This is a genomic window from Bradyrhizobium genosp. P (genome assembly GCF_049949265.1).
Taxonomy (GTDB): domain Bacteria; phylum Pseudomonadota; class Alphaproteobacteria; order Rhizobiales; family Xanthobacteraceae; genus Bradyrhizobium.
Genome location: NZ_CP188195.1, coordinates 934,545 through 957,942, shown reverse-complemented (window position 1 = coordinate 957,942; position 23,398 = coordinate 934,545). Strand labels below are relative to the sequence as shown.

At 63.8% G+C, this 23,398-nt stretch carries 22 protein-coding genes; 7 read left to right on the top strand and 15 right to left on the bottom strand.

Translation table 11 applies throughout. The annotated features are described in order from the left end of the window. The first annotated feature begins 61 nt into the window (after window positions 1–61). Window positions 62–1,120, top strand: coding sequence for a polysaccharide deacetylase family protein (locus tag ACP2YO_RS04660; RefSeq protein WP_426439491.1), 1,059 nt, complete (start codon window positions 62–64; stop codon window positions 1,118–1,120). Window positions 1,121–1,123: 3 nt separating this feature from the next. Here the strand turns inward: ACP2YO_RS04660 and ACP2YO_RS04655 are convergent, their stop codons facing one another. From ACP2YO_RS04655 to ACP2YO_RS04645, 3 genes are read right to left on the bottom strand one after another with little or no spacing between them, the layout of a single operon-like run. Further along, window positions 1,124–1,852, bottom strand: coding sequence for a sulfite exporter TauE/SafE family protein (locus ACP2YO_RS04655; protein WP_426439489.1), 729 nt, complete (start codon window positions 1,850–1,852; stop codon window positions 1,124–1,126). Window positions 1,853–1,898: 46 nt separating this feature from the next. Further along, on the bottom strand, window positions 1,899–2,093 hold the full coding sequence (locus ACP2YO_RS04650) for a hypothetical protein (RefSeq protein ID WP_426439487.1): 195 nt from the start codon (window positions 2,091–2,093) through the stop codon (window positions 1,899–1,901). Then, window positions 2,080–2,295, bottom strand: a complete 216-nt coding sequence (locus ACP2YO_RS04645; protein ID WP_426439485.1) for a hypothetical protein — start codon at window positions 2,293–2,295, stop codon at window positions 2,080–2,082. The genes ACP2YO_RS04650 and ACP2YO_RS04645 overlap by 14 nt, the downstream gene beginning before the upstream one ends. A gap of 247 nt (window positions 2,296–2,542) precedes the next feature. Between ACP2YO_RS04645 and ACP2YO_RS04640 the strand changes: the two genes are divergently transcribed. After that, complete coding sequence (locus ACP2YO_RS04640) at window positions 2,543–3,343, top strand: SDR family oxidoreductase (RefSeq protein WP_426439483.1); 801 nt, start codon at window positions 2,543–2,545, stop codon at window positions 3,341–3,343. A gap of 190 nt (window positions 3,344–3,533) precedes the next feature. Here ACP2YO_RS04640 and boxB read toward each other — a convergent pair whose 3' ends face one another. The 4 genes from boxB to ACP2YO_RS04620 form a co-directional block, all read right to left on the bottom strand. Beyond that, the gene (gene boxB, locus ACP2YO_RS04635; RefSeq protein WP_426443063.1) at window positions 3,534–4,970 is read right to left on the bottom strand and encodes a benzoyl-CoA 2,3-epoxidase subunit BoxB; all 1,437 of its coding nucleotides are present in this window, start codon (window positions 4,968–4,970) and stop codon (window positions 3,534–3,536) included. Window positions 4,971–5,085: 115 nt separating this feature from the next. Continuing rightward, window positions 5,086–6,774, bottom strand: a complete 1,689-nt coding sequence (gene boxC / locus ACP2YO_RS04630; RefSeq protein WP_426439481.1) for a 2,3-epoxybenzoyl-CoA dihydrolase — start codon at window positions 6,772–6,774, stop codon at window positions 5,086–5,088. Window positions 6,775–6,936: 162 nt separating this feature from the next. Continuing rightward, on the bottom strand, window positions 6,937–7,686 hold the full coding sequence (locus tag ACP2YO_RS04625; RefSeq protein WP_426443062.1) for an alpha/beta fold hydrolase: 750 nt from the start codon (window positions 7,684–7,686) through the stop codon (window positions 6,937–6,939). 370 nt (window positions 7,687–8,056) lie between these two features. Next, window positions 8,057–9,613, bottom strand: coding sequence for a benzoate-CoA ligase family protein (locus ACP2YO_RS04620; RefSeq protein ID WP_426439479.1), 1,557 nt, complete (start codon window positions 9,611–9,613; stop codon window positions 8,057–8,059). 142 nt (window positions 9,614–9,755) lie between these two features. On the opposite strand from ACP2YO_RS04620, the gene ACP2YO_RS04615 reads away from it, so the two are divergent. Continuing rightward, window positions 9,756–10,664, top strand: a complete 909-nt coding sequence (locus ACP2YO_RS04615) for a helix-turn-helix transcriptional regulator (RefSeq protein ID WP_426439477.1) — start codon at window positions 9,756–9,758, stop codon at window positions 10,662–10,664. A gap of 4 nt (window positions 10,665–10,668) precedes the next feature. Here the strand turns inward: ACP2YO_RS04615 and ACP2YO_RS04610 are convergent, their stop codons facing one another. Next, entirely contained in the window at window positions 10,669–11,454 is a 786-nt protein-coding gene (locus tag ACP2YO_RS04610; protein ID WP_426439475.1) for an IclR family transcriptional regulator domain-containing protein, read from the bottom strand. Between the two features lie 108 nt (window positions 11,455–11,562). On the opposite strand from ACP2YO_RS04610, the gene ACP2YO_RS04605 reads away from it, so the two are divergent. Next, complete coding sequence (locus tag ACP2YO_RS04605; RefSeq protein WP_426439473.1) at window positions 11,563–12,921, top strand: Rieske 2Fe-2S domain-containing protein; 1,359 nt, start codon at window positions 11,563–11,565, stop codon at window positions 12,919–12,921. Between the two features lie 109 nt (window positions 12,922–13,030). After that, window positions 13,031–14,467, top strand: a complete 1,437-nt coding sequence (locus ACP2YO_RS04600) for a glutamine synthetase family protein (RefSeq protein ID WP_426439471.1) — start codon at window positions 13,031–13,033, stop codon at window positions 14,465–14,467. A 138-nt stretch (window positions 14,468–14,605) separates the two neighbouring features. Here ACP2YO_RS04600 and ACP2YO_RS04595 read toward each other — a convergent pair whose 3' ends face one another. From ACP2YO_RS04595 to ACP2YO_RS04575, 5 genes are all read right to left on the bottom strand, one after another. Beyond that, on the bottom strand, window positions 14,606–15,319 hold the full coding sequence (locus tag ACP2YO_RS04595) for an ABC transporter ATP-binding protein (protein ID WP_426439469.1): 714 nt from the start codon (window positions 15,317–15,319) through the stop codon (window positions 14,606–14,608). After that, window positions 15,312–16,079 (bottom strand): ABC transporter ATP-binding protein, encoded by a 768-nt coding sequence (locus ACP2YO_RS04590; protein WP_426439467.1) that lies wholly within the window; start codon window positions 16,077–16,079, stop codon window positions 15,312–15,314. Before ACP2YO_RS04590 ends, ACP2YO_RS04595 begins: the two co-directional genes overlap by 8 nt. Further along, window positions 16,072–17,019 carry a branched-chain amino acid ABC transporter permease gene (locus ACP2YO_RS04585; RefSeq protein ID WP_426439465.1) on the bottom strand — a complete coding sequence of 316 codons (948 nt, stop codon included), beginning with the start codon at window positions 17,017–17,019 and terminating at the stop codon, window positions 16,072–16,074. The genes ACP2YO_RS04590 and ACP2YO_RS04585 overlap by 8 nt, the downstream gene beginning before the upstream one ends. After that, entirely contained in the window at window positions 17,016–17,933 is a 918-nt protein-coding gene (locus tag ACP2YO_RS04580; RefSeq protein WP_426439463.1) for a branched-chain amino acid ABC transporter permease, read from the bottom strand. The genes ACP2YO_RS04585 and ACP2YO_RS04580 overlap by 4 nt, the downstream gene beginning before the upstream one ends. 255 nt (window positions 17,934–18,188) lie before the next feature. Beyond that, window positions 18,189–19,373, bottom strand: coding sequence for an ABC transporter substrate-binding protein (locus ACP2YO_RS04575; protein WP_426439461.1), 1,185 nt, complete (start codon window positions 19,371–19,373; stop codon window positions 18,189–18,191). A gap of 388 nt (window positions 19,374–19,761) precedes the next feature. On the opposite strand from ACP2YO_RS04575, the gene ACP2YO_RS04570 reads away from it, so the two are divergent. After that, a complete protein-coding gene (locus tag ACP2YO_RS04570; RefSeq protein WP_426443061.1) occupies window positions 19,762–20,316 on the top strand; it encodes a DUF805 domain-containing protein in 555 nt (184 codons plus the stop codon). A 222-nt stretch (window positions 20,317–20,538) separates the two neighbouring features. Here the strand turns inward: ACP2YO_RS04570 and ACP2YO_RS04565 are convergent, their stop codons facing one another. Both ACP2YO_RS04565 and ACP2YO_RS04560 read right to left on the bottom strand, forming a co-directional pair. After that, entirely contained in the window at window positions 20,539–21,429 is an 891-nt protein-coding gene (locus ACP2YO_RS04565) for a sigma-70 family RNA polymerase sigma factor (RefSeq protein WP_426439459.1), read from the bottom strand. A 20-nt stretch (window positions 21,430–21,449) separates the two neighbouring features. Further along, window positions 21,450–21,758: a hypothetical protein gene (locus tag ACP2YO_RS04560; protein ID WP_426439457.1), complete on the bottom strand. Its 309-nt coding sequence runs from the start codon at window positions 21,756–21,758 to the stop codon at window positions 21,450–21,452. Window positions 21,759–21,927: 169 nt separating this feature from the next. Here ACP2YO_RS04560 and ACP2YO_RS04555 point away from each other — a divergent pair, with 169 nt between their 5' ends. Beyond that, entirely contained in the window at window positions 21,928–23,334 is a 1,407-nt protein-coding gene (locus tag ACP2YO_RS04555) for an MFS transporter (protein ID WP_426439455.1), read from the top strand. The last annotated feature ends 64 nt before the right edge of the window (window positions 23,335–23,398 follow it).

The window sequence follows — 23,398 nt, the reverse complement described above, 5'->3', positions numbered from 1 at the left end:
TTTCTTCAATGGTCTTTCGCTAACTTCTCGCCGGAATGCAAATCGGCCGGCCCGCATCCTCATGAAACAGCTTCGCAACACCGTCATCCGAGCCGGGCTGGGCGCGCTGTATTATTCCGGCGCGCATGTGCTGCTGCGGCCGATCTTCGCCGGCGTCGGCGCCATCTTCATGCTGCACCACGTCCGCCCGCGACGCGACGTCGCATTCCAGCCGAATCATCATCTCGAGGTCGCGCCGGAGTTCCTGCGTGCGACGCTGGCGCATCTGCGCGCGCTCGACATCGACATCATCGGCATGGATGAGGCGCATCATCGCCTCACCGAACGGAATTTCGCGCGGCGCTTTGCCTGCTTCACCTTCGACGACGGCTATCGCGACAACAGGGATTTCGCGCTGCCTGTCATGCGCGAGTTTGACGCACCGCTGACCGTCTTTGTCGCCAGCGATTTCGCCGAAGGAAGTGGCCGGCTGTGGTGGATCGCGCTGGAGCGGGTGATTGCCGCGGCGTCCGCCATCGAGGTGCCGATCGGCGGCACCATGACGCGGCTTGACGCATCGACGTCACAGGCCAAGCAGGCAGCGTTCGACCGCATGCACGATTGGCTGCGCTCATTGCCCGGCGAAGCCGACGTGCAACGCGAGATCGCGGCGCTCTGCAGCCGCCACGGTGTCGACGAGACCGCGATCGCCCGCGAGTTCTGCCTGTCGTGGGATGAGTTGAAGAGCTTCGCCGACGATCCGCTGGTCACGATCGGCGCGCATACCATCACGCACTGCAATCTCGCCAAGCAGACCGCGGCGACCGCGTCGTTCGAGCTTGGGACCAGCCGGGCACGGATCGAGGACGCGCTGCAGCGGCCGGCACTGCATCTCGCCTATCCCTATGGCGACAGGATCGCCGCCGGACCGCGCGAATTCACGCTCGCGAAGACCATCGGCTTCAAGACCGCGGTGACGACGCGGCCAGGCATGCTGTTCCCGGCAAGCGCCGACCATCTTACCGCCCTGCAGCGCGTCTCGCTGAACGGCAACTACCAGGATGCGCGCATCCTGCCGGTGCTGACCTCGGGTGCCGCCACCGCGATGTGGAACGGCTTCCGCCGCATCGACGCGGCGTAATCGTCACACCACCAGCAGCAGGCCCGACACCAGCAGTAAAGCGAGAATCACGCGCCTGAAATTGGCCTCGTTGATATTGCGAAACGCGAAGATTCCAAGCCACGATCCGGCAAGCAGCGCCGGCACACCGAGAACGAAGTCGCGAACGACTGACACCGACAGGTCGTGGTGCAGCAGCAGCATGGCGAGCGCGGATAGTTGCATCGCCGCGATGAAGGGTTGCACCAGGCCGCGCTGCTGCTGCTTCGGCACGCCGTGCATGTCGCACCAGATGGTCGGCAGGGCACCGGGCATCGCCGTCAGCCCTCCGATCAGGCCGCCGCCGAATCCGACCAGCGCGTTGCGCCCCAGATGCATTGCTTGAACGTAGGCGATCGCCGGCCTGAACAGCATGTACCCGGCGTAGACGGCGACCATCAAGCCAAAGCCCTCGCGGAAAATGCGGCTGTCGGTATTGTGCAGCAGCCAGAGCGCGATCGGCACGCCGAGCAAGCCGCCGAGAATCAGCGGCAGGCTCTGCTTCCACTGAATGTTCTGCCGGAGCGCCCAGAGGTTGGAGCCCTGCACGCCGACGCTGCAGGCCATCATCAGCGGCACGGCCTCGGTCGGAGGCATCGCATGCAGCAGGATGGCGCCTGCGACCGCAGAAAACGCGAAGCCGGCGAGGCCGGACACGAAGGCGCCACAGAAGACCGCGGCGCTGAGCAAAAGGAATGACGTCACGTCGGCCATCAGCGGACCTCCGTTGGTTGCAGCAAAGATTAATTGATTACGGGCGCTACTCGGTGAGAACGGCTCTCGTCTCTCCCGGCGGTGTTGCCGGATCGCTCCTGGCGGCCGGCATCAGCAATATCGCCGTGAGAAGGTGAAGGACGAGAAATCCGACCACGATCGCAACAAGCAGCGTGGTCTCACTAAGTTCGGGAAACCGGATCACCGATTTGCGCGCCGACGATCGTTCAGTGACTGACATGGTCGCGCCCCTCCAGTTCGATGCGGCGCTGCTCCGCCCGATCGATCAGATGCTGATACTGCTTGAGGACGCGGCGCGCCTGAATCCGCCGCGTGTAATGAAGTGCGCCGAGAATCGACGCGAACAAACCTCTTCGTCGCTTGCCAAAAGGAATAATGCTGACGGGCGTCACACCCGCCGCCGGAAATGCAATGTGCTTCACGTCAGAAACTCCTGTCTCGAAATTTGCCTCGGAATTCCACCCACGCGCATGATGCGCCAAGTCGATCGATGCACTTGTGCACTGCATCACATCTCAAGAAACGGTGATCGAACAGCGCTCAATCTCTGCATGAAGAATAGCCAGTATGTTGCTTCGAGTTGATGCAGGGCGCACACGTCGGCGCCAGCGGTTCCTTGACTAGCCCAGCCAACGCGCTCAGAACGCTTGCCGCAATCACGGAGGCAACATGTTCAAGGATCTGTTCTCACTCAAAGGCCGCGTCGCGCTGGTGACCGGTGGATCGCGCGGCATCGGCAAGATGATCGCAGCCGGCTTCCTCGCCCAGGGTGCGGCGAAGGTCTACATATCGGCACGCAAGGCCGGCCCCTGCGAGGCCACCGCCAAGGAGCTCACGAGCGCCTATGACGGCGAATGCATCGCGTTGCCGATCGACATCTCGACGGTGGCGGGTTGCGACAAGCTCGCAACGGAGGTCATCAAGCTGGAGCCGAAGCTCGACATCCTCGTCAACAATGCGGGCGCGGCATGGGGCGCGGATTTCGACGAATTCCCGGAGAGCGGCTGGGACAAGGTCATGGACCTCAACGTCAAGTCGCTGTTCTTCCTGACCAAGGCGCTGGCGAAGCCGCTGCGCGCCGCCGCCTCGCACGACCGGCCAGCCAAGGTGATCAACATCGCCTCGATCGACGGCATCTTCGTCAACCCGGGCGAGACCTACTCTTACGCGGCCAGCAAGGCCGCCGTGATCCATCTGACGCGGCGGATGGCAACCAAGCTGATCAAGGAGCATATCAACGTCACCGCGATTGCACCGGGCGCGTTCGCGTCGGACATGAACCGGGCGGCGCGCGACCGCGCGGACGAGCTCGCACAACGCATTCCGGCGGGCCGGATCGGAACCGACGAGGACATGGCGGGGCTGGCGATTTATCTCGCCTCACGCGCCGGCGACTACGTGGTCGGCAACACGATCGCGGTCGATGGCGGTGTGGTTTACGCGAATGCGGGACTTGAGATCGCGGGGTAGATAGCCGACGGCGTCGGAGGTGCGCTCCCTCGCGGGGTCGAGACGAGCGTAGCTCGCTCTTGGAGGGTTGGGGTGAGGGGCCTCTCTCCACGCATGCGAATGCCGAGAGACCTGTACCCCCTCACCCGGATCGCAAGAGCGATCCGACCTCTCCCCGCAAGCGGTCCCTTGCGGGGCGAGGTAAAGAATCTCAGTACTCGATCTTCACATACTCGAAGTCGCCGGGCTTGTTGTCGATGCCGACCTTCGGCGGCGATATCCAGGAGGCGAACTCGCCGGCTTCGGTCACTGGCTTCATCAGCGAGGCGATAAAGTCACCGTCGGCGGTCGACGGCAGCCAATCGTTCCTGCGCTTGGCCCAGGTGGCATCGTCGATCAGCAATCCGTCCGGCGTCGCGTGGACATCCCTGAACTCGCCGATCTGGCGATGGAAGGCGACGTTCGGCAATTCCAGCCTGAAGTCATAGCCCGATGTCGAGATCACCTTGTTCCAGCGCAGCATGCCCTTGATGCAATCCTGCGAGTAGTCATCGCGCAGCCGCATGTTGAGCGCCGTCAGCGCCGGCTCATCGACCCGCTTGATCTCGCCATTGACGAGCTTGAGCACTGGATAGGTCGAGTTCTTGAGCTGGTGGTCGTCCTCGATCGTGGTTTCCTTGTAACGGCCCTTGACGCCGGTATTGAAGGCGTTCGCCGCGTTGGTCGACACTTCAGAGCCGAACAGATCCAGCGACAGCGAATAGTGCAGGTTCAGCTTCTTCTGGATGGTCGGCAGGTCGATCACGCCGAGCGCGCGGATTTTCGCAATGTCGGTCGGGTCGGTGATGCCGGCCTCCTGCATCGCATCGCAGGTGCGCTGCACGACGCGGGTAATGCCGGTCTCGCCGACGAACATGTGGTGCGCTTCCTCGGTCAGCATGAAGCGGCAGGTGCGCGATAGCGGATCGAAGCCCGACTGCGCCAGCGAATGCAGTTGCATCTTGCCGTCGCGGTCGGTGAAGTAGGTGAACATGAAGAACGACAGCCAGTCCGGCGTCGTTTCGTTGAAGGCGCCGAGCATGCGTGGGCTATCCGCATCGCCGGAGCGGCGGCGCAACAAATCATCCGCCTCCTCGCGGCCATCGCGGCCGAAATACTTCTGCAGCAGATAGACCATCGCCCAGAGATGGCGGCCTTCCTCGACATTGACCTGGAACAGATTGCGCATGTCGTAGAGCGATGGCGCGGTCTTGCCGAGATGGCGCTGCTGCTCGACCGACGCCGGCTCGGTGTCGCCCTGGATCACGATCAGGCGGCGAAGCAGCGCGCGATGTTCGCCGGGCACTTCCTGCCAGGCCGGCTTACCAAAATCCTCGCCGAACGGAATGACGCGGTTTTCTTCCTGCGGCGCAAGCAGGATGCCCCAGCGGTAGTCGGGCATCTTCACATAGTCGAACTTGGCCCAGCCGCGCGGATCGACCGAATAGGCGGTGCGCAGATAGACCAGCGATTCCTGGAACCCCTCCGGTCCCATGTCGCCCCACCAGTCCATGTAACCGGGGTGCCAGCCTTCCAGCGCCTTGAGCACCTGGCGGTCCTCGGCGAGATTCACGTTGTTGGGAATCTTGGTCGAGTAGTCGACGTTCATGATGTTCATTGGGAGCTCTCCCGCGTTGGACAGATCGTTTTCGTGAACCGCGAATAGCGAATGGCGAGTAGCGAATGGAAACCCCTATTCGCTATTCGCCACTCCCTATTCGCCTCTACACTCTCGTCATATCGAATTGCGCCTTCTGGCCGGTGCCGTAACGGCGGAGCGCGCCCTCTTCACCGACCGCGTTCGGGCGCTGGAAGATCCAGTTCTGCCACGCGGTGAGGCGCGAGAAGATCTTCGATTCCATGGTCTCCGGACCGACGAAGCGCAAATTCGCTTCCATGCCGGTGAGACTGTCGGGCGAGAACGAGGTGCGTTCCTCGAGGAACACGCGGACCTCGTCGTCCCAGTCGATATCGTCGAGCGCGAAGGTGACGAGGCCGAGCTCTTCGGCCTCTTCGGCGTCGATCGCCTTGCCGATCGACGCCTGCGCGCGCTCAACATCCGACGGATCGGCCTGGAAACGCGACTGCAGCCGGGTCAGGCCGTGGCTCATCGGATACGGCCCGAAATTCATCGCGGTCAGTTCGATGGTCGGCGGGGCGCGGTTGTCGCCCTGCTTCTGGCCGATCAGCATGTAGGAACGGTCGGCGGCGAACACGAGTTCGGCCAGCGAGCCGACGAAGCAGGAGCCGGGTTCGACCAGCGTCACCAGCGTGCGCGAGGTGACGTCGATGCGCTTGAGCACGCGCTTCCAGTAGTGCCTGATCTCGTTGACCAGCCAGTGCGCCTTGTTGGCCTCGAGGAAGGCGTCATAGCTGACGACGTTGGCGCGGTCGCCATGGCTCTTGAACACCAGCATCGCGATGCCGAGTTCGTTGATGCGCAGATGCAGGATCGCATCATCGAGCTCGCGGGCAACCTGCAGCGGCCAGAACGATGCGCCCTGCGCGATCATGTTGTCGATGTCGGCGGTTACAGTGGCTTCCGGCGCCTTGATGGAGATGGTCGCAATCCGCGCAGCGCGATCGATATCGACACTGACGAAACCGTAGCGGATCGCGCTGTCGTCGATGGTTCGCTGCAGCGGCGCCAGCGTTACGCCCTTGCCCGAGCCTTTGCGCTTCGATTTCGCGGCGAATTCCTTGACCCGCTCGGCAAGCTTGCCTTCGAGCTTGCTGTTCGGCGCGATCTCGTCGACCAGCCGCCACTGCACGGCGCGCTTGCCCTTGATGCCTTCCTCGATGGTGCAGAAGAAGTCGGCGTGGTCGCGGCGCACCTTGCGCTTGTCGACCACCCGCGTGAGACCGCCGGTGCCCGGCAGCACTGCGAGCAGCGGCACTTCCGGCAGCGCGACGGCGGCCGCGCCGTCGTCGGCCATCATGATGTGGTCGGTGGCGAGCGCGAGCTCATAGCCGCCGCCGGCCGCGGTGCCGTTGACGACGGTGATGAAGCTCTGGCCGGAATTCTCGCTGGAATCTTCGAGGCCGTTGCGGGTCTCGTTGGTGAACTTGCAGAAATTGACCTTGTGGGCGTGCGTCGAGCCCGCCAGCATGCGGATGTTGGCGCCGGCGCAGAACACCCGGTTCTTGCCCGAGCGCATCACCACGACCTTTACGTCCGGATGCTCGAAGCGCAGCCGCTGCACGGCGTCGGCAAGCTCGATGTCGACACCGAGGTCGTAGGAATTGAGCTTGAGCTGATAGCCTTCGAACAGGCCGGCGTTCTCGTCGACGTCCATGGTCAGCGTCGCGGCATCGCCTTGCACGTCCAGCTTCCAGTGCCGGTAGCGCTGTGGCTCGGTCTGGAAATCGATGTATTTCGCCCCGCCTGCAAGGACGCGATCGTCGCCAGCCATTGGGCCACCCTTCAACGTTGTTGGTTCAGCTTTATCGGTTTAGCTATATGCACAATAATGCATGTTTTCGGTCTAGTCCAGTTCAAAACGAAAAAACATGCATTTTGTTTCATGTTGGCCAAATTGTCCGTTCGGCCAATGACCTAGGACCGGAGATAAACTTCAGGCCGCCAGTGCCCGGTCGTCGCGCAGCGCTGCGCGGGTGAATTCGGTGACCGCCTCCAGCGTCACCGCCGGCGCCTCGCGGTGCGGCGAATGGCCGGCGCCGACCACAGCGGCGACGTCGACCGGGCAGTAGCACTCCTCCTTCGCGATCTCGACCTGGCGCATCGTGCCGTATTGATCGTCGACGCCCTGCACGATCAGCACGGGCACGCGGACATAGGCCAGATATTCGGAGATGTCCCAATCGCGGAATGCCGGATCGAGCCAGGCACCGTTCCAGCCATGGAAGGCGTTGTCGACGTCCTTGTGCCAGCGCGCGAGCTTCTCCCTGAGGTTGGTCGTCTCATACGCGGTCCTGATCTCGACGATCGATTTCACCGAGATGTCCTCGACGACGAAATGCGGCGCCATCAGCGCAATCCCCTGCAGCCGATGATCCTGATGCGCGCCGGCATAGATCGCCGCGATCGAGGCGCCATCGGAATGGCCGACCAGCAGCCCGCGGCGGAATCCGATCCGGTCCAGCAGCTTCGGCAGCACGTCGAGCGCCTCGACCTGCATGTAATCGATCGGCCGCGGCAGCTTCACCGATGTGGAGGCGCCATAGCCGGCGCGCGAATAGACGAACACGCCCGCATTGGTCGCAGCCTGCAGCTTCTCGGGAAAATCGCCCCACAGGCCGACCGAGCCGAGTCCTTCATGCAGCATCACGATGGTCGGCGCCGCGTCGGGGGACGGACCGATCATGCGGTATTCGAGATCGGCGCCGTCGATGGAGAGGAAGCCTGATGGTGCGAGAGTCACGCGAAGCTCCATTCTCAACTTGCTAGCGAGGCGATCACAACTCTCTCCTTCCCTCCCCCCTTGCGGGGGAGGGGCAGGGAGAGGGGTGCCGCTTGCTCCGCCACATAACGGGAAGCGAGAACAAAGCTCGGCTCAGCGATGATCGTGCGGCGAACATTGATATGGCCGCGTCTTATCTCTGACGTCGGCGCCCGGGGCTTACCCCTCTCCCCGACCCTCCCCCGCAAGGGGGGAGGGAGCCCGACCGGAGTGCTGACCTCACAGGAGTTCACGCCACAAACGCTCGCTTGCATGCGACCCTTCACCGGACGCCTCAGGGCTTCACGCCTTCGCCATCGCGCAACTTGAACCGCTGGATCTTTCCCGTCGCGGTCTTCGGGAGCGACTCCACGACATCGATCCAGCGCGGATATTTCCACGGGCCGATCTTCTGCTTGACGTGTTCCTTCAACGCCTCGTGCAAGCCGTCGATCCTGCCCTCGGGCCGCAGCACGACGAACGCCTTCGGCTTCAGCAATCCTTCCGGATCGGCCTCCGGCACCACGGCCGCTTCCAGCACCGCGGGATGGGTGATCAGCGCGCTCTCGACCTCGAATGGCGAGACCCAGATGCCGGAGACCTTGAACATGTCGTCCGAGCGGCCGCAGAAGGTGTAACGGCCCTCGTCGTCGCGAATATATTTGTCGCCGGTGCGGGTCCACACCCCTTCGAACGTCGCGCGGCTCTTGCTGCGCTGGTTCCAGTAGCACTCTCCGGCCGAGGGCGCATCGACCAGCAGCTCACCGACTTCGCCGTCGGCCACCTCGGCACCCAGCTCGTTGACCAGCCGCACCTTGTAGCCGGGCACCGGACGGCCGGAGGTGCCGTACTTGATGTCGCCGGGCGCGTTCGACAGGAAGATGTGCAACAATTCGGTCGAGCCGACGCCGTCGAGAATGTCGACGCCGAAGCGCGCGCGCCAGGCGTTGCCGACCGATTCCGGCAGCGCTTCTCCCGCCGAGGTGCAGATGCGCAGACGATCCCCGCCGCGCTGCGCCTTCATCGACTCATCATTCAGCATCGCCGCAAACAAGGTCGGCACGCCGAAGAAGATGCTGGGATGATATTTGTTCAGCAGCGCAAACATCACGGCCGGCGTCGGACGCTCCGCATTCAGCACCGTGGTGGCGCCGACCGACATCGGGAAGGTCAGCGCATTGCCGAGGCCGTAGGCAAAGAACAGCTTTGCCGCCGACAGGCCGACATCGTCCTCGCGAATGCCGAGCACCTGCCTGGCATAGGTCTCCGCCGTCGCGGCCAGATTGGAATGCAGATGGCGTACGCCCTTCGGCATGCCGGTCGAGCCCGACGAATAGAGCCAGAACGCCGGCTCGTCGGCATGGGTCGCTACGGTCGCAAAAACATCGCCCTCGCGCGCGATCTCGTCCGAGAGTTTTTTGTAGCCGTGCGCGTCCTTGCCGGAGACCACGACATGCTCGAGATCCGGCAGGCGGCCGATGACGTCCTTCACGACCGGCAGCAGCACCTCGGACACAAACAGCACGCGCGCGCGGCAATCCGCCAGCACGTAGGCATATTGTTCTGAAGTCAGCAACGTGTTCAGCGGCGCCGGCACCACACCGGCGCGAATCGCGCCGAGGAACACGATCGGGAAATCGACCGTATCCAGCATGATCATCGCAACCCGCTCTTCACGGCGGACGCCGAGCCGGCGCAGCATGTTGCCGAGCCGGCGCGTCTGCTGCTGCAGCTCGCCATAGGTGAGCCGGGAGACCGTATCGTCGAAGGCAATCTTGCCGCCGCGGCCTTCATCGACATTGCGGTCGAGCAGCCAGGTGACAGCGTTGTAAGGCACTGCGTTGGTAGTCATGCCCCGCTCCTCGGACCGAAACGCGTCACGCGGCCTCTCCTGCCCATTTAAGAATTATAATTCATACAAAGCCACTACATTGGCTTGCTGTCAATCCTCATCGGCATTATGTTGCCTAGAACCTGAGAGTTGCGCAAGGATTATGACCCCAGAGACCGATCCGGAGACCGATTTCCTCGAGCAGCTCGGCCAGCGCGTGCGCACGATGCGCGCTTTACGCGGCATGTCGCGCAAGGTGCTCGCCAAGGTCTCAGGCATTTCCGAACGCTACATTGCCCAGCTCGAGAGCGGCAAAGGCAATGTCTCGATCGTGCTGCTGCGCCGTGTCTCCAACGCAATGGGCGCGCATCTCGAAGATCTCATTCCCTCCGGCGAGCCGGTGCCCGACTGGGCCATGATCCGCGATCTCCTGCGCAAGGCGACGCCGCACCAGGTCACGCAGGCCAAGGACATTCTCGCCGGCGGCAGCGCATCGGCGCCGCGCCGCGCCTCGTTCTCCGGCATCGCGCTGATCGGACTGCGTGGCGCCGGCAAGACGACGCTGGGCAGGATGCTGGCGAAAAAGATCGACTGGAGCTTTGTCGAGCTCAACAAGGAGATCGAGGCGCAGAACGGCTTGTCCGTCGCCGAGATCATCGCGCTCTACGGACAGGAAGGTTTCCGCCGCATGGAGCAGGCCGCGCTGACGCAGCTTTTGGCGCGCAAGGAATTAATGGTGCTCGCGACCGGCGGCGGCATCGTCTCCGAGCCGCTCACCTTCGATTTGATCCTGTCGTCGTTCTACACGATCTGGCTGAAGGCCGAGCCGGAAGAGCACATGACCCGCGTCCGCCGCCAGGGCGACCTTCGCCCGATGGCCGACGACCGTTCGGCGATGGCCGAATTGCGCAACATCCTGGTCAGCCGCGAGCCGCTCTACGCGCGTGCTTCCGCAGTGGTGGATACCGCAGGGCTTTCGGTCGACGCCGCCGCTGCGCGGCTGATCGACTCGGTGCGGCCGGTGTTGCAGAACGACGCGCGCTCGTTCGGGCTACGCAGCGTGGCGCTCTAGCCGACTATAGAAGCTGGCTCTTCACATCCTCCGCTCCCTCCCGCAATAGCGGCAGGAAGCGATCGATCAATTCCTGCTTCGGCACGCGATCGACATGCGCGCCCATGTTGATGGCGGCGACGATGGTGCCGTCGTAGCGGCGCACCGGCACCGAGATCGAGCGGAAATGCGGCTCGGCCTCGCGGTCGACGAGTGAATAGCCCTGCGCACGATCGGCGATAATCAGAGCCAGCAGTTTCTTCGGATCGGTCACGGTCTGCGGCGTAACCGGCTCGCGCCGCATCGCCTTCAATCGTGCCGTGAGTTCACCATCATCAAGCCGGCCGAGCATCGTGCGGCCGACTGAGGTACAGAACGCCGGCAAGCGATAGCCGATGTCGAGGCCGGCAGAGAACACGCGGGTCGGACTGCTGCGCGCCACGAACACGACGTGGTCGCCGTCGAGCAGTGCCAGCGAAGAGATCTCCTGTGCTGCAGTGGCGATGCGGTCTAGTACCGGCTGCAGCACCGTCACCACCTGGTTCGATCGCAGATAGGAGCCCGACAATGTCAGCACGTGCGGTGTCAGTGTGAACAGCTTGCCGTCGGTCGCGACGAACCCGCCATGCGCGAGCGTGAACAGGATGCGCCGCGCGGTGGCGCGTGGCAGATCGGCGGCGCGTGCGAGATCGCTGAGCGTCGCCGGACCGCTGACGGTGCCGAACACCTGCAACAGGCGCAGGCCGCGATCGAGGCTCTCGACGAAATCCGTCCCGCGCTCGTCCCGATAGGTCCGCTTCAGCTTTGGCATCGGGTCCGGCTTTGAACGGTTCAAAAATTGGGCTTGCTGTCCCGATTAGACATGGCATAATTCGAACATTAGTTCAATAGGCGAACAAATCCAAACGGAGACGCCGCCATGATGAGCCAGGAAGCGAACGATCTGATCACCCGCACCGGGGCCAAGGACCCCTGCGGGAAGCTGATGCGAATGTACTGGCAGCCGGCGGCGCTGGTGGACGAGCTGCAGGGCACACGCCCGGTGCGGCCGGTGAGATTGCTCGGCGAGAACCTCGTGCTGTTCCGCGGCGGGGACGGCCGCTACGGATTGATCGATCGCCATTGCGCGCATCGCGGCGCCGACCTCGCCTTCGGCCGGCTCGAGAATGGCGGGCTGCGCTGCGCCTTCCACGGCTGGCTGTTCGATACGAGCGGCCAATGCATCGAGACGCCGGCCGAGCCTGCTGGATCGCAGCTCTGCAAGGGCATCAAACAACGCTCCTATCCGGTGGTGGAGAAGAGCGGCATCCTCTGGGCTTATCTGGGCGAAGGCGAGCCGCCGGCATTTGCCGAGCTTGATTGCTTCGTGGCGCCCGACAGCCACACCTTCGCGTTCAAGGGCCACATGAACTGCAACTGGCTGCAGGCGCTGGAGGTCGGTATCGATCCGGCGCACGCCTCTTATCTGCATCGCTTCTTCGAGGACGAAGACACATCCGCCGCCTACGGCAAGCAGTTCCGCGGCGCCTCCGCCGGCAGCGACATGCCGATGACCAAGATCATGCGCGAATATGACCGCCCGATCATCAATGTCGAGCACACCGAATACGGCCTGCGCCTGATCACGCTGCGCGAGCTCGATGCCGAGCGCACCCATGTGCGCGTCACCAACCAGTTGCTCCCGCACGGCTTCGTCCTCCCGATGTCGACCGAGATGACGATCACACAGTGGCACGTGCCGGTCGATGACGAGAACTGCTACTGGTACGCGATCTTCACCAGCTTCACCGCCCCCGTCGACAAGCAGAAGATGCGCGATCAGCGGCTCGAGCTTTACGAATTGCCGGACTACAAGTCGCGCAAGAACCGAAGCAACGATTACGGCTTCGATCCGCACGAGCAGGCGACCGTGACCTATACCGGCATGGGCAGCGACATCAACGTCCACGACCAGTGGGCGGTGGAATCGATGGGACCGATCCAGGACCGCACCAACGAGCATCTCGGCCAGAGCGATAAGGCGATCGTGCAGTATCGCCGCCTGCTGCGGCGGGAGATCGAGAAGGTCGCCGGTGGCGAGAAGCCGATGCTGTTCCTCGACGACGCCTCCGCGCGCAGCATCCAGGGCCCCGCGACGATGGACGGCATCGGGCCGACCCAAGGCTGGGAGCTCTACTGGATGGAGGTCGACGTCAAGCGCCGCCGCGGCGCGCCCTGGGCCGCCCCGGTGCCGCGCGAGATCGCCGGCAAGGTGCATCAGCTGACGGCGGCCGAGTGATGATTGTTCTCCGTCATTGCGAGCGAAGCGAAGCAATCCATTGCGCCGCTTGTGGAGACGTGGATTGCTTCGTCGCTGCGCTCCTCGCAATGACGAAAGGAGTGACGCCGTGAGTTTCGTCGAGCGTCACGGGCTGTGGTCGGACGAGCAGAAGGAGGCCGCACAGCGCCTCCGGCGCATCGTCGAAGAGAAGAATCTCGAAGTCATCCGCCTGTCATTCCCTGACCAGCACGGCATCCTGCGCGGCAAGACGCTGATCGCGGGCGAAGCGGTGCGCTCGCTGGAAGGCGGCTGCTCGATGACCACGTCGCTGCTGGCCAAGGACACCTCGCACAAGACGGTGTTCCCGGTGTTCACCGCCGGCGGCGGCTTTGGCATGAAAGAGATGGAGGGCGCCGCCGATGTGCTGATGGTCGCCGACCCCACCACTTTCCGCGTGCTGCCCTGGGCGTCCAACACCGGCTGGCTGCTCTGCGACCTCCATTTCAGCGACGGCCGGCCGGTGCCGTTCGCCACCCGCAGCCTCTATCGCAAGGTGCTCGATCAGCTCGGCAGCCGCGGCTACGATTTCGTCGCCGGCCTCGAGGTCGAATTCCATTTGTTCAAGCTCGACGACGCGCATATGGCGCCGGAGGATGCGGGGCAGCCCGGCCGGCCACCTGACGTCAGCCTGCTGTGGCACGGCTACCAGTACCTCGCCGAGCAGCGCTACGATTTGATGGAGCCGGCGCTCGAGATCATCCGCCGCGACATCATGTCGCTGGGCCTGCCCCTGCGCTCCGTCGAGCTCGAGTTCGGCCCGAGCCAGTGCGAATTCACCTTTCAGCCGACGACAGGCCTCGTGCCTGCCGACACCATGGTGCTGTTTCGTTCGGCGGTGAAGCAAATCGCGCGCCGCCACGGCTATCATGCGACCTTCATGTGCCGGCCGAAACTGCCGAACGTGTTTGCGAGCGGCTGGCACCTGCATCAGTCGCTGGTGTCGCGCGCCACAGGCGAGAACGCCTTCATGGCCAAGGAGACCGTGGAGCCGCTGAGTCCGTTCGGCCGTGCCTGGCTCGCCGGCCTGATCGAGCACGCGCGGGCCTCGACCGTGTTCACGACGCCGACCATCAACGGCTACAAGCGCTACCGCTCCTATTCGTTGGCGCCGGACCGCGCGGTCTGGGGCCGCGACAACCGCGGCGTGATGATCCGCGTGCTGGGCGGCGCCGGCGATTCCGCAACAAGGCTGGAGAACCGGATCGGCGAGCCTGCGGCGAACCCGTATCTCTATATGGCAAGCCAGATCCTCTCCGGCCTCGACGGCGTCGACCGCAAGCTCGATCCCGGTCCCTCGGCGGATACGCCCTATGAGACGGAGGCCGCGCTGTTGCCGAAGTCGTTGCGCGAGGCAGTGCTTGCGCTCGACGACGATCCGTTCTTCCGCCAGGCGCTGGGCGCCGAGTTCGTCGACTATTACGTCCACATCAAGAATGCGGAGATCGAGCGGTTTCAAGCCGAAGTCACCGACTGGGAACATCGCGAATATTTCGAGATGTTTTGACCGTTAGTCCCGTCATCCTGAGGAGCGCGAAGCGCGTCTCGAAGGATGCACGGCCCTGCTGGTGGCCATCGATCCTTCGAGGCTCGCTTCGCGAGCGCCTCAGGATGACGGTGATGGATTGTCGATGTGGCTCTAATCTCAAATCCCCAAATACCTGTGCTGCAAATCCGGCTCCGCGGTCAGCTGCTCGCTTGTGCCGCTCCACACCGTCTTGCCGCGCTCGATGATGTAGTGGCGGTCGGCGATGCGAGCTAAATTCTCGACGTTCTTGTCGATGACCAGTACCGATTGCCCTTGCGATTTCAGCAGCGACAGGCAGCTCCAGATCTCGTCGCGGATCAGCGGCGCGAGGCCTTCGGTGGCTTCGTCGAGGATCAGCAGTTTCGGATTGGTCATCAGCGCGCGGCCGATCGCGAGCATCTGTTGCTCACCGCCGGACAACGTCACGCCCATGTTGCTGCCGCGCTCGGCGAGCCGCGGGAACAGCGCGTGGATTTTGTCCAGCGTCCACGGATCGGCTGCGCCCTGGCGATTGCCGGACGCCGCGACGAGATTTTCCCGCACGGTCAGGTTCGGAAATATCTGGCGCCCCTCTGGGACTAGGCCGATGCCGAGTTTAGCAATTTGGTAGGACGGCAGGCCGCGCACGGCCTCGCCGGCGAAGCGGATGGCGCCGGCACGCGCGGGCGTCAGGCCCGTGATCGAACGAATGGTCGTGGTCTTGCCCATGCCGTTGCGGCCCATCAGCGCGACCATCTCGCCCGCCTTGACCTGTAACGACAGGCCGAACAGCACCTGGCTCAGGCCGTAGCAGGTCTCGATCGCATCGACCTCAAGCAATGCATCAGCCATGGGCGACCACCACGTGTTGATCGCCAAGATAGGCGCGCTTGACCTCGTTGTGCTTGCGGATCGCATCGGGCACGTCGCAGGCGATGACGCGGCCGTAAACCAGCACCGTGATGCGGTCGGCGAGTGCGAACACCGCCTCCATGTCGTGCTCGACCAGCACGATCGTCACTTCCTTGCGCAGCTCCTTCAAGAGCGCGACCATCCGCGCGGATTCGGTGACGCCGAGGCCGGCCATCGGCTCGTCGAGCAGCAGCAGCCGCGGCTTGGTCGCCAGCGCGACCGCAAGCTCGAGCTCGCGCTGCTCGCCATGGCTCAGTTGCGACACCACGATGTCGGCGCGCTTGCCGAGGCCGACGCGCTCCAGCGAGGCGCGCGCGGTCTCACGTAAATGCGCTTCCTTGCGCGCATTGCCCCAGAACCGAAAGGAGTGGCCGTCATGCGCCTGAGCTGCCAGCGCGACATTGTCGATCGCCGAAAAATCCTTCAGCAGCGAGGTGATCTGGAACGAGCGCGCCAGCCCGAGCCGGCTGCGCTCGTAGGACGGCAGGCCGGTGACGTCGCGGCCGCCGAAATGGATGGTGCCGGAGTTTGGCATCACCTGCCCGGTGAGCTGGCTGATCAGCGTGGTCTTGCCGGCGCCGTTGGGCCCGATGATGGCGTGGAGCTCGCCCGGCACCACCTCCATCGAGAGATTGTCGGTCGCGGTGATGCCGCCGAAGCGGCGGACCAGATTGTCGACGCGGAGCAACGGATCAGCCACGGTTCGCCCTCCCGAGCAGGCCCATGATGCCGCCGCGCGCGAATATCACGATCAACAGCAGCAGCGGGCCGATGATCAGCCCCGAATACTCCGTGTATTGCGACAACAGCTCTTCCAGCAGGAGATAGATGATGGCGCCGACGGGGGGCCCGAACAGCGAGCCCATGCCGCCGAGGATCACCATCACCATGAGATCTCCGGAGCGGGTCCAATTCATCACGGCCGGGCTGACGAAATCGGTATTGTTGGCGAGCAGCGCACCGGCGAGGCCGCAGATCGTGCCTGCAATGACGAAGCAAACGAGGCGATAGCGGTTGGCGTGGAAACCGATCGCCTGCATGCGCTGCTCGTTGGAGCGGACGCCCTGCACCACCAGGCCGAAGCGCGAATTGACGATGCGCCAGATCAGATAGAGGCCGCCGAACAGGCAGGCGAGGCAGAGATAGTAGAACTGGGTGCGGTCGGACAGGTTGATGAGGCCGGCGAAATTGCTGCGCTTGTAGATGGTCAATCCATCGTCGCCGCCATAACGCGACAGGCTGGTCGCGATGTAATAGGCCATCTGCGCAAAGGCCAGCGTAATCATGATGAAGTAGACGCCGCGGGTGCGGAGCGAGAGCGCGCCGATGACGAGCGCGAACAGCGCCGACACCGCGAGCGCCACCGGCCACTGGATGAAGCCGGAACCGATGCCCTCGGCGGCGAGGATGCCGACGGCGTAGCCGCCGACGCCGAGATAGGCGGCGTGGCCGAGGCTCATCATGCCGCCATAGCCCATGATCAGATTGAGGCTCGCGGCGGCGAGCGCGTAGATCACGATGCGGGTGAACAAAGTGAGGATGAAAATATTGCCTGATAGAGCCGAATAGACCGGCAGCAGGACCAGGGCAGCGCACAGCAGCGCCGCGACTGAATTGGAGACGTTGAGTTTGGGCATCATCGCTTGGCGGCCGGAAACAGCCCCTCCGGCCGCACGACGAGCACGATCGCCATCAGCAGGTAAATCAGCATCGAGGACAGCGCGGGCGCGGCGGTCGAGGCCGCCGCCCCGCTCAGCACCTTGCGCAGGAGATCCGGCAGGAAGGCGCGGCCCATCGTGTCGATGATGCCGACGAAGAGCGCGGCCATGAACGCACCCCGGATCGAGCCGATGCCGCCGATCACGATGATGACGAAGGCGAGGATCAGGATGTTCTCGCCCATGCCGATCTGCACGGTGAGGATCGGCGCCTGCATCAGCCCGGCGAGACCGGCGAGCGCCGCACCGAGCCCGAACACCAGGGTGAACAGCAGCTTGATGTTGATGCCGAGCGCACCGATCATCTCGCGGTTGGAGGCTCCGGCGCGAATCAGCATGCCGACGCGGGTGCGCATCACGACCAGATAAAGCAGCGCGGCCACCGCGAGCGCGACGGTGATGATCATCAGGCGATAGGCCGGGTAGAACACGCCGGGGATGATCTGCACCGGCACGGTCAGCCAGGGCGGCAGCGGCAGCGCGAGGCCGGCCGGGCCCCAGATCAGCCGCACGGCATCATTGAAAAACAAAATCAGGCCGAAGGTCGCCAGCACCTGATCGAGATGATCGCGGCCGTAGAGATGCCGGAGCGCGACATATTCGAGCGCGACGCCCAGCAGCAGCGTGGCGCCGAGCGCCAGCAGCGCGCCGACCACGAAGCTGCCGGTCCACGCCACGAAGGTCGCCGCGAAATAGGCGCCCATCATGTAGAGCGAGCCGTGCGCCAGGTTGACGAAGTCCATGATGCCGAACACCAGCGTCAGGCCGGCAGCAAGCAGGAACAGCAGCAGCCCGAACTGCAGGCCGTTCAGGAGTTGTTCGACGACGAGATACATGGACCCTTCATTGGGTTGAAACAAAACAGCGGCAGCGCATATGCGCCGCCGCCTTTACGGCTTGTTTTTTCTCCCTCGCCCCGCTCTTGCGGGGTCTGGACGAGCAAAGCTCGCCCTGAGAGGGTTGGGGTGAGGGGTAGCTCCGCAGACCGGCTTCGTGGAGAGTCCCCCTCACCCGGCGCTACGCGCCGACCTCTCCCCGCAGGCGGGGCGAGGTGAACGAGAAGCAAGCGGCACGCCAAAGCCGCCTTCAAATCACTTCATCGGGCACTTGCCGTGGAATCTGTCCTGGTCGTCCTTGACGATGGTCGCGACCGTCTTCAGCGAGAGCTGACCGTCGGCGTCCTTGACCACGTCCTGCAGGTAGAAATTCTGGATCGGGATGTGGTTGTTGCCGTATTTGAACGGGCCGCGCAGTGACTTGAAGTCGGCCTTCTCCATCTCCGCCTTCATCTCGTCCTTCTTGGTGAGATCGCCCTTCACCGCGACGACCGCGCTGTTGATGAGCTGGGCGGCGTCATAGGCCTGGGCGCCGTAATAGGTCGGGCGCAGGCCGGTGTACTTCTTGCGGTAATCCTCGACGAACTTCTTGTTCTCTGCGTTCGGCAGGTCGTTGACCCATTCCTGCGCGCCGGGAACGCCGATCGCGTTGTCCTTCTGCAGCGGCAGCGACAATTCGTCGATCGTGAATGCGGTGTAGAGCGGGATCTGCGCCTTGATGCCGGCCTGGGCATACTGGTTCAGGAACTGGACGCCGGCTGCGCCCGGATAGAACACGAAGATGGACTCGGCTTTCGAGTTGCGCGCCTTGGTCAGTTCGGCGGAGAAGTCGAGCTGGCTCGGCCACACCGTATATTCCTCGCCGACGACCTCGCCCTTGAAGGTGCTCTTCAACCCGGCCAGCATGTCCTTGCCCGCGGCGTAGTTCGGGCCGATCAGGAACACCGACTTGACGCCCTTCTGGTTCATGTAGAGGCCCATCGCGGCCGGCGTCTGGTCATTCTGCCAGGAAGTCGAGAACACGTAAGGCGAGCACAGTTCGCCGGCGAGCTGCGACGGACCGGCATTGGCCGAGATCAGGAAGGTTTTGCTGTCGATCGCGGTTTTCAGCGAGGCCAGCAGCACGTTCGACCAGATGTAACCGACGATGAAATCGACCTTGTCGGATTGCACCAGCTTCTCGGTCTTCTGCTTGCCGACGTCAGGCTTCTGCTGGTCGTCCTCGTAGATCACCTCGACCGGCTTGCCGTCGATCTTGCGGCCCAAGTGGTCGAGCGCAAGCTCGAAGGAATTGCGCATGTCATTGCCGATCACCGCGGTCGGGCCGCTGAAGGTCGAGACAAACCCGATCTTGATGCTGTCAGCCGCCGTCGCGGGCTGCGCCAGCGCCACAGCCGAAACCAGGGCCATGGCGCCTGCCAGCCAAAATGCCTTTTTCATATTCATTCCCCTCCTCAGCAAAGTCCCTCCAGCCCGCGAACCCGGCCTGGCTCCGCGCTTTGCGCGCGCCGTTCTCAGTGACGTGTTTTGTGCGCGATATCGCAAGTCTGCAGCAAGCATGAAACCGACAGCCCGGCTTTAGAACCTTCGGCGCATACCCCAGCACCTTGCACCATAATTCGTCCAAACTAGCCGTGGCAAGAAATATAATGCCGGTTGCGAAGGCAACTATTGTCGCAGCTAAAACGCCATAGAAGACCCATGCCGCACTGCGGCGGGCTTTACGTATTCGGTAAAGCGATCGGAAACCACGTGCCGGTAAGGCGGCCGCCGCTTCATGGTCTCGAAAGCACTGGCGGCCGAAGCTGAGATGAAAGGGACGCGTCACATGTTGGGTTACCTGTTCGGCTTCAACGCCCGGATCGGCCGGCTGCAGTTCTTCCTCGCCACCATTGCGCTGGCGGTCCTGATGACGGCGCTGTGCTTCGTCATCGCAAACCAGGTCTACCAAAATGCGCGATACGGCGTGCCGCTGACGCTGGATCAGATGGGCTGGCCCATCCTTGGAGTCGGCGCGATCTTCATCGTGGGGACCTTCATGCTGCAATGCATGCGCATCCGGGACATCGGATGGGATCCGGTTGTCATTATCGTGGGCTGGATCGCGTTCACGATCGTCGACGGACTGATCGCAGGCAAGTTTCCGGCCTTGGCGGTGGGAGCCAGGCATCAGACGACGGCCGTCGGCGCATTCGTCAATCTCGGCTTGATGCTGGTCCTGTACTTCTGGCCGAGCGGCTACGCCGCCGACGAAGCGCCGTCGCTGCCGCATGATGCGCGTGGCGGATCGGATGGCTTCCAGCGCAAGCCCAGCGCGCCGGCCGCAGCCACCAGCCGCATCGCGCGCGTCGCCAACGGCGAATTCGGCGGCAGGACGCGGTAAGTCGTTCGGCCGGCCCCTCACCAACGTCGTCCTGGCGAATGCCACCGAATTTGATTGTGAACAGGATCGTGGCCCCAGCCTCGTGCAATAACTTGCATTTGGGGTAATGGGTCCCCTGAGTTCACAAACGAAGTGCAACACTTCCGACCTGAGGTGTTGCACTTCGTTTGTGAACTCAGGGGGTGCTTCGCGGTTCGACGGGGTGCGCTTGCGCCAATCCGCCTACAAGGCCTGTCCTCCATCCACCACACACTCCGCGCCATCGATGGCGTACGCCGCGTGGCGAAAATCCCTGATAACAGCCACCTTGTCGGCCGACCAGTCGAGCAGCATGAAATATTTCGGTCGCTCTGGTTCGTTCGGATCGAACACCAGGATTGCGGGACGTCCGTCCACCTGCCCCGGCACCAGATGCCAATCGTCGATCTTCGAATAATTGCCGAAATAGTTCGACACTTCGGCCTTGCCGTTCAGCCTGAGCCGGCTGACGAGTTCAAGCCTGATATCGTCGGCGATCATGGCCCTGATGGCATCGAAGTCGCGGGCGTTGAAATGGTTGACATAGGCATTGAGCCTGATTCGGTCGGCCTCCGTCAGGCCGGGCCGCGGCGCATCGTCAGGCTCGCGCGCGAATGCGCGCAACTGGGTACGCCCGCGATGCAGCGCGGCCTTTACCGCGGGCAGGCTGAACGCCATGATGCCGCAGACCTCCTGCAAGGAACAGCCGAGCACGTCCATCAGGATCACGCTGGCTCGCTGCGCCACGGGCAGGCGCATGAAGGTGCGCAGACTGCTGGCAGCGATCTGGCGGCTTTCCACATCGTCGAGCTGGTCGATCATCATCTCCGCCTCCTCGACCGAATGCAGCGCCTCCTGCAGGTTGCGCCGCCGCAGGAAATCGAGCGCGGTGTTGTGCGCGATCCGGAACAGCCAGGCTTGCGGGTTCTCGATCGGGGCCGCGGAAGCGAATGCTTCCACGGCCTTGATCAACGCATCCTGCAACACGTCCTCGCCGTCGATCACCGAGCCGACCATACGCGCGCAGTAGCGATGCAGCTTCGGACGCAACGCCACGAGATGCTGGTTGATATCGACGGTAGCCGATACTTGCATTATTTTCGCTCCTGATCCGATCAGGACCCGTCCAGCATGCGGTAGTTACCGACGATGCCAACGGCCCGGACCAGCGGCGGCTCGACGCAACGGTCGCGAATGCCGTCCTGGAATGCCTTGAACGCCGCGAGATTCGGGATCGGGCTCGAACCGTCGTCGGCCGCGGCTTCGACGAAGTGCAGGAACGTATCATCTTCCAGGCGCAGCGTCAGGTAGCGCACGCCGTCCGGCTGGGCTGCCTTCAATTCAGCGAATACCGCCGTCACCAGCTCGGCATTCCTGTCGGCCATCTCCGGCCGGGTTTTGTACCTGATCAGGGTCCGTCTCATTGGGTCTCTCCTTGAGGTTAGAGGGCTGTCGTCTCCCCAAGGACGTTTGAAGGCAGCCAAAGGGTGCGGTCCGGTGAAAATATTTCGTGGCCGCATCCTTTGGCTTTCCCGCCTCGTCCTGGACTGCGAAGCACGCCGCTACAGGGCGGCGCGACAATGGAGAGCAACCATGCAGACCCCCGACCATCGCGCCGAACAAACCTGGGTGCTCGGCATCACCGCACTGGCATCCTTCATGATGGCGCTGGACGCCATGATCGTCACGACGGCGTTCGCGACCATCCGCGCCGAGTTCGGCAGCACGGTCGAGACGCTGCAATGGACCGTCAACGCCTTCAATCTGACCTTTGCGGTGCTGCTGCTCACCGGCGCCGCGCTCGGCGATCGCTTCGGGCGCCGCCGGACGTTCGCTGCCGGCATCGCCCTGTTCGTGATCGCGTCGGCGGCCTGCGCGCTGGCCGGCAACGCCACAGCGCTGATCGCCGCCCGCGCCCTGCAAGGCGCCGGCGCGGCGCTGGTGATGCCGGTGGCGATGGCGATCCTGAGCGGCGCCTTCGGCCGCGAACAGCGCGCCCGCGCGCTGGGCATTTTCAGCGGCATCACCGGGTGCGCGCTGATCATTGGCCCCGCGATCGGCGGCCTCATCACCGAGCATCTCGGCTGGCGCTGGATCTTCTGGATCAACCTGCCGATCGGCCTGGTCGCGATCGCGCTCGCGCGGGCGCGCCTGCGCGAAAGCTTTGGGGCAGCCGCGCCGCTCGATATCACCGGGCTGTCGCTGGTCGCCCTCGCCGCGCTGGCGCTGGTCTGGAGCCTGTTGCGCGGCAACGCGATCGGATGGGCGAGCGCGGAAGTGACGGCGACGCTGATCGCAGGCGTCGTGTTCGCGGCCGTCTTCGTGTGGTGGGAATTGCGCGTGGCCGCACCGATGGTGCCGCTGCGGCTGTTCGCCTCGAGACCGCTCGCGTCAGGCATGGCGGCGAGCGTGCTGTTCTATGCCGCGATGTATGGCGTGCTGTTCCTGCTGCCGCAGTTCCTGCAGATCACGCTCGGCTTCGACGCCTTCGGCGCGGGGCTTCGCCTGTTGCCGTGGACCGCGACGCTGTTCGTCACCGCGCCGCTCGCAGGCGCGGTCGTCAACCGGTTCGGCGAACGGACGCTGGTCGTGACCGGCCTTCTGATGCAAGCGATCGGGCTTGGCTGGATCGGCGAGATCGTGAGCCCGACCCTGCCCTACTCCGCGCTGGTCGTACCGCTGGTGCTCGCCGGGGTTGGCGTGTCGATGGCGATGCCGGCGGCGCAGAATGCGGTCCTGAGCTCGGTGCCGGTCACCGAGATGGGCAAGGCATCGGGCATCTTCAACATGGGCCGCTTCCTCGGCGGCATGTTCGGCGTCGCGGCGCTGGTGGCGAGCTTCTCCGCCAACGGTGCTGCCGACTCCGCCGCTCATTTCACCAGTGGATTTGCCACGGCGATGGGCCTTGCCGCGACGCTGTCGTTCGCCGGCGCGATTGCGGGATTGCTGCTGCCGGCGCGGCGGCGCGCGGTCGCGGCAACCGCACCGCAGGATGCGTGACGATAGGGCTTCGCTATCGTCCGATCGCGCAATTCGCCTTGGAATGGACCCGCGAATGATTACA

What these genes read in the sequence shown, in the direction of transcription:
- ACP2YO_RS04660 (WP_426439491.1), top strand. Translation starts at nt 62, where the DNA reads ATGAAACAGCTTCGCAACACCGTCATCCGAGCCGGGCTGGGCGCGCTG.
- ACP2YO_RS04655 (WP_426439489.1), bottom strand. Translation starts at nt 1,852, where the DNA reads ATGGCCGACGTGACGTCATTCCTTTTGCTCAGCGCCGCGGTCTTCTGT.
- ACP2YO_RS04650 (WP_426439487.1), bottom strand. Translation starts at nt 2,093, where the DNA reads ATGTCAGTCACTGAACGATCGTCGGCGCGCAAATCGGTGATCCGGTTT.
- ACP2YO_RS04640 (WP_426439483.1), top strand. Translation starts at nt 2,543, where the DNA reads ATGTTCAAGGATCTGTTCTCACTCAAAGGCCGCGTCGCGCTGGTGACC.
- boxB (WP_426443063.1), bottom strand. Translation starts at nt 4,970, where the DNA reads ATGAACGTCGACTACTCGACCAAGATTCCCAACAACGTGAATCTCGCC.
- boxC (WP_426439481.1), bottom strand. Translation starts at nt 6,774, where the DNA reads ATGGCTGGCGACGATCGCGTCCTTGCAGGCGGGGCGAAATACATCGAT.
- ACP2YO_RS04625 (WP_426443062.1), bottom strand. Translation starts at nt 7,686, where the DNA reads ATGATCGGTCCGTCCCCCGACGCGGCGCCGACCATCGTGATGCTGCAT.
- ACP2YO_RS04620 (WP_426439479.1), bottom strand. Translation starts at nt 9,613, where the DNA reads ATGACTACCAACGCAGTGCCTTACAACGCTGTCACCTGGCTGCTCGAC.
- ACP2YO_RS04615 (WP_426439477.1), top strand. Translation starts at nt 9,756, where the DNA reads ATGACCCCAGAGACCGATCCGGAGACCGATTTCCTCGAGCAGCTCGGC.
- ACP2YO_RS04610 (WP_426439475.1), bottom strand. Translation starts at nt 11,454, where the DNA reads ATGCCAAAGCTGAAGCGGACCTATCGGGACGAGCGCGGGACGGATTTC.
- ACP2YO_RS04605 (WP_426439473.1), top strand. Translation starts at nt 11,563, where the DNA reads ATGATGAGCCAGGAAGCGAACGATCTGATCACCCGCACCGGGGCCAAG.
- ACP2YO_RS04595 (WP_426439469.1), bottom strand. Translation starts at nt 15,319, where the DNA reads ATGGCTGATGCATTGCTTGAGGTCGATGCGATCGAGACCTGCTACGGC.
- ACP2YO_RS04585 (WP_426439465.1), bottom strand. Translation starts at nt 17,019, where the DNA reads ATGATGCCCAAACTCAACGTCTCCAATTCAGTCGCGGCGCTGCTGTGC.
- ACP2YO_RS04580 (WP_426439463.1), bottom strand. Translation starts at nt 17,933, where the DNA reads ATGTATCTCGTCGTCGAACAACTCCTGAACGGCCTGCAGTTCGGGCTG.
- ACP2YO_RS04575 (WP_426439461.1), bottom strand. Translation starts at nt 19,373, where the DNA reads ATGAAAAAGGCATTTTGGCTGGCAGGCGCCATGGCCCTGGTTTCGGCT.
- ACP2YO_RS04570 (WP_426443061.1), top strand. Translation starts at nt 19,762, where the DNA reads ATGTTGGGTTACCTGTTCGGCTTCAACGCCCGGATCGGCCGGCTGCAG.
- ACP2YO_RS04565 (WP_426439459.1), bottom strand. Translation starts at nt 21,429, where the DNA reads ATGCAAGTATCGGCTACCGTCGATATCAACCAGCATCTCGTGGCGTTG.
- ACP2YO_RS04560 (WP_426439457.1), bottom strand. Translation starts at nt 21,758, where the DNA reads ATGAGACGGACCCTGATCAGGTACAAAACCCGGCCGGAGATGGCCGAC.
- ACP2YO_RS04555 (WP_426439455.1), top strand. Translation starts at nt 21,928, where the DNA reads ATGCAGACCCCCGACCATCGCGCCGAACAAACCTGGGTGCTCGGCATC.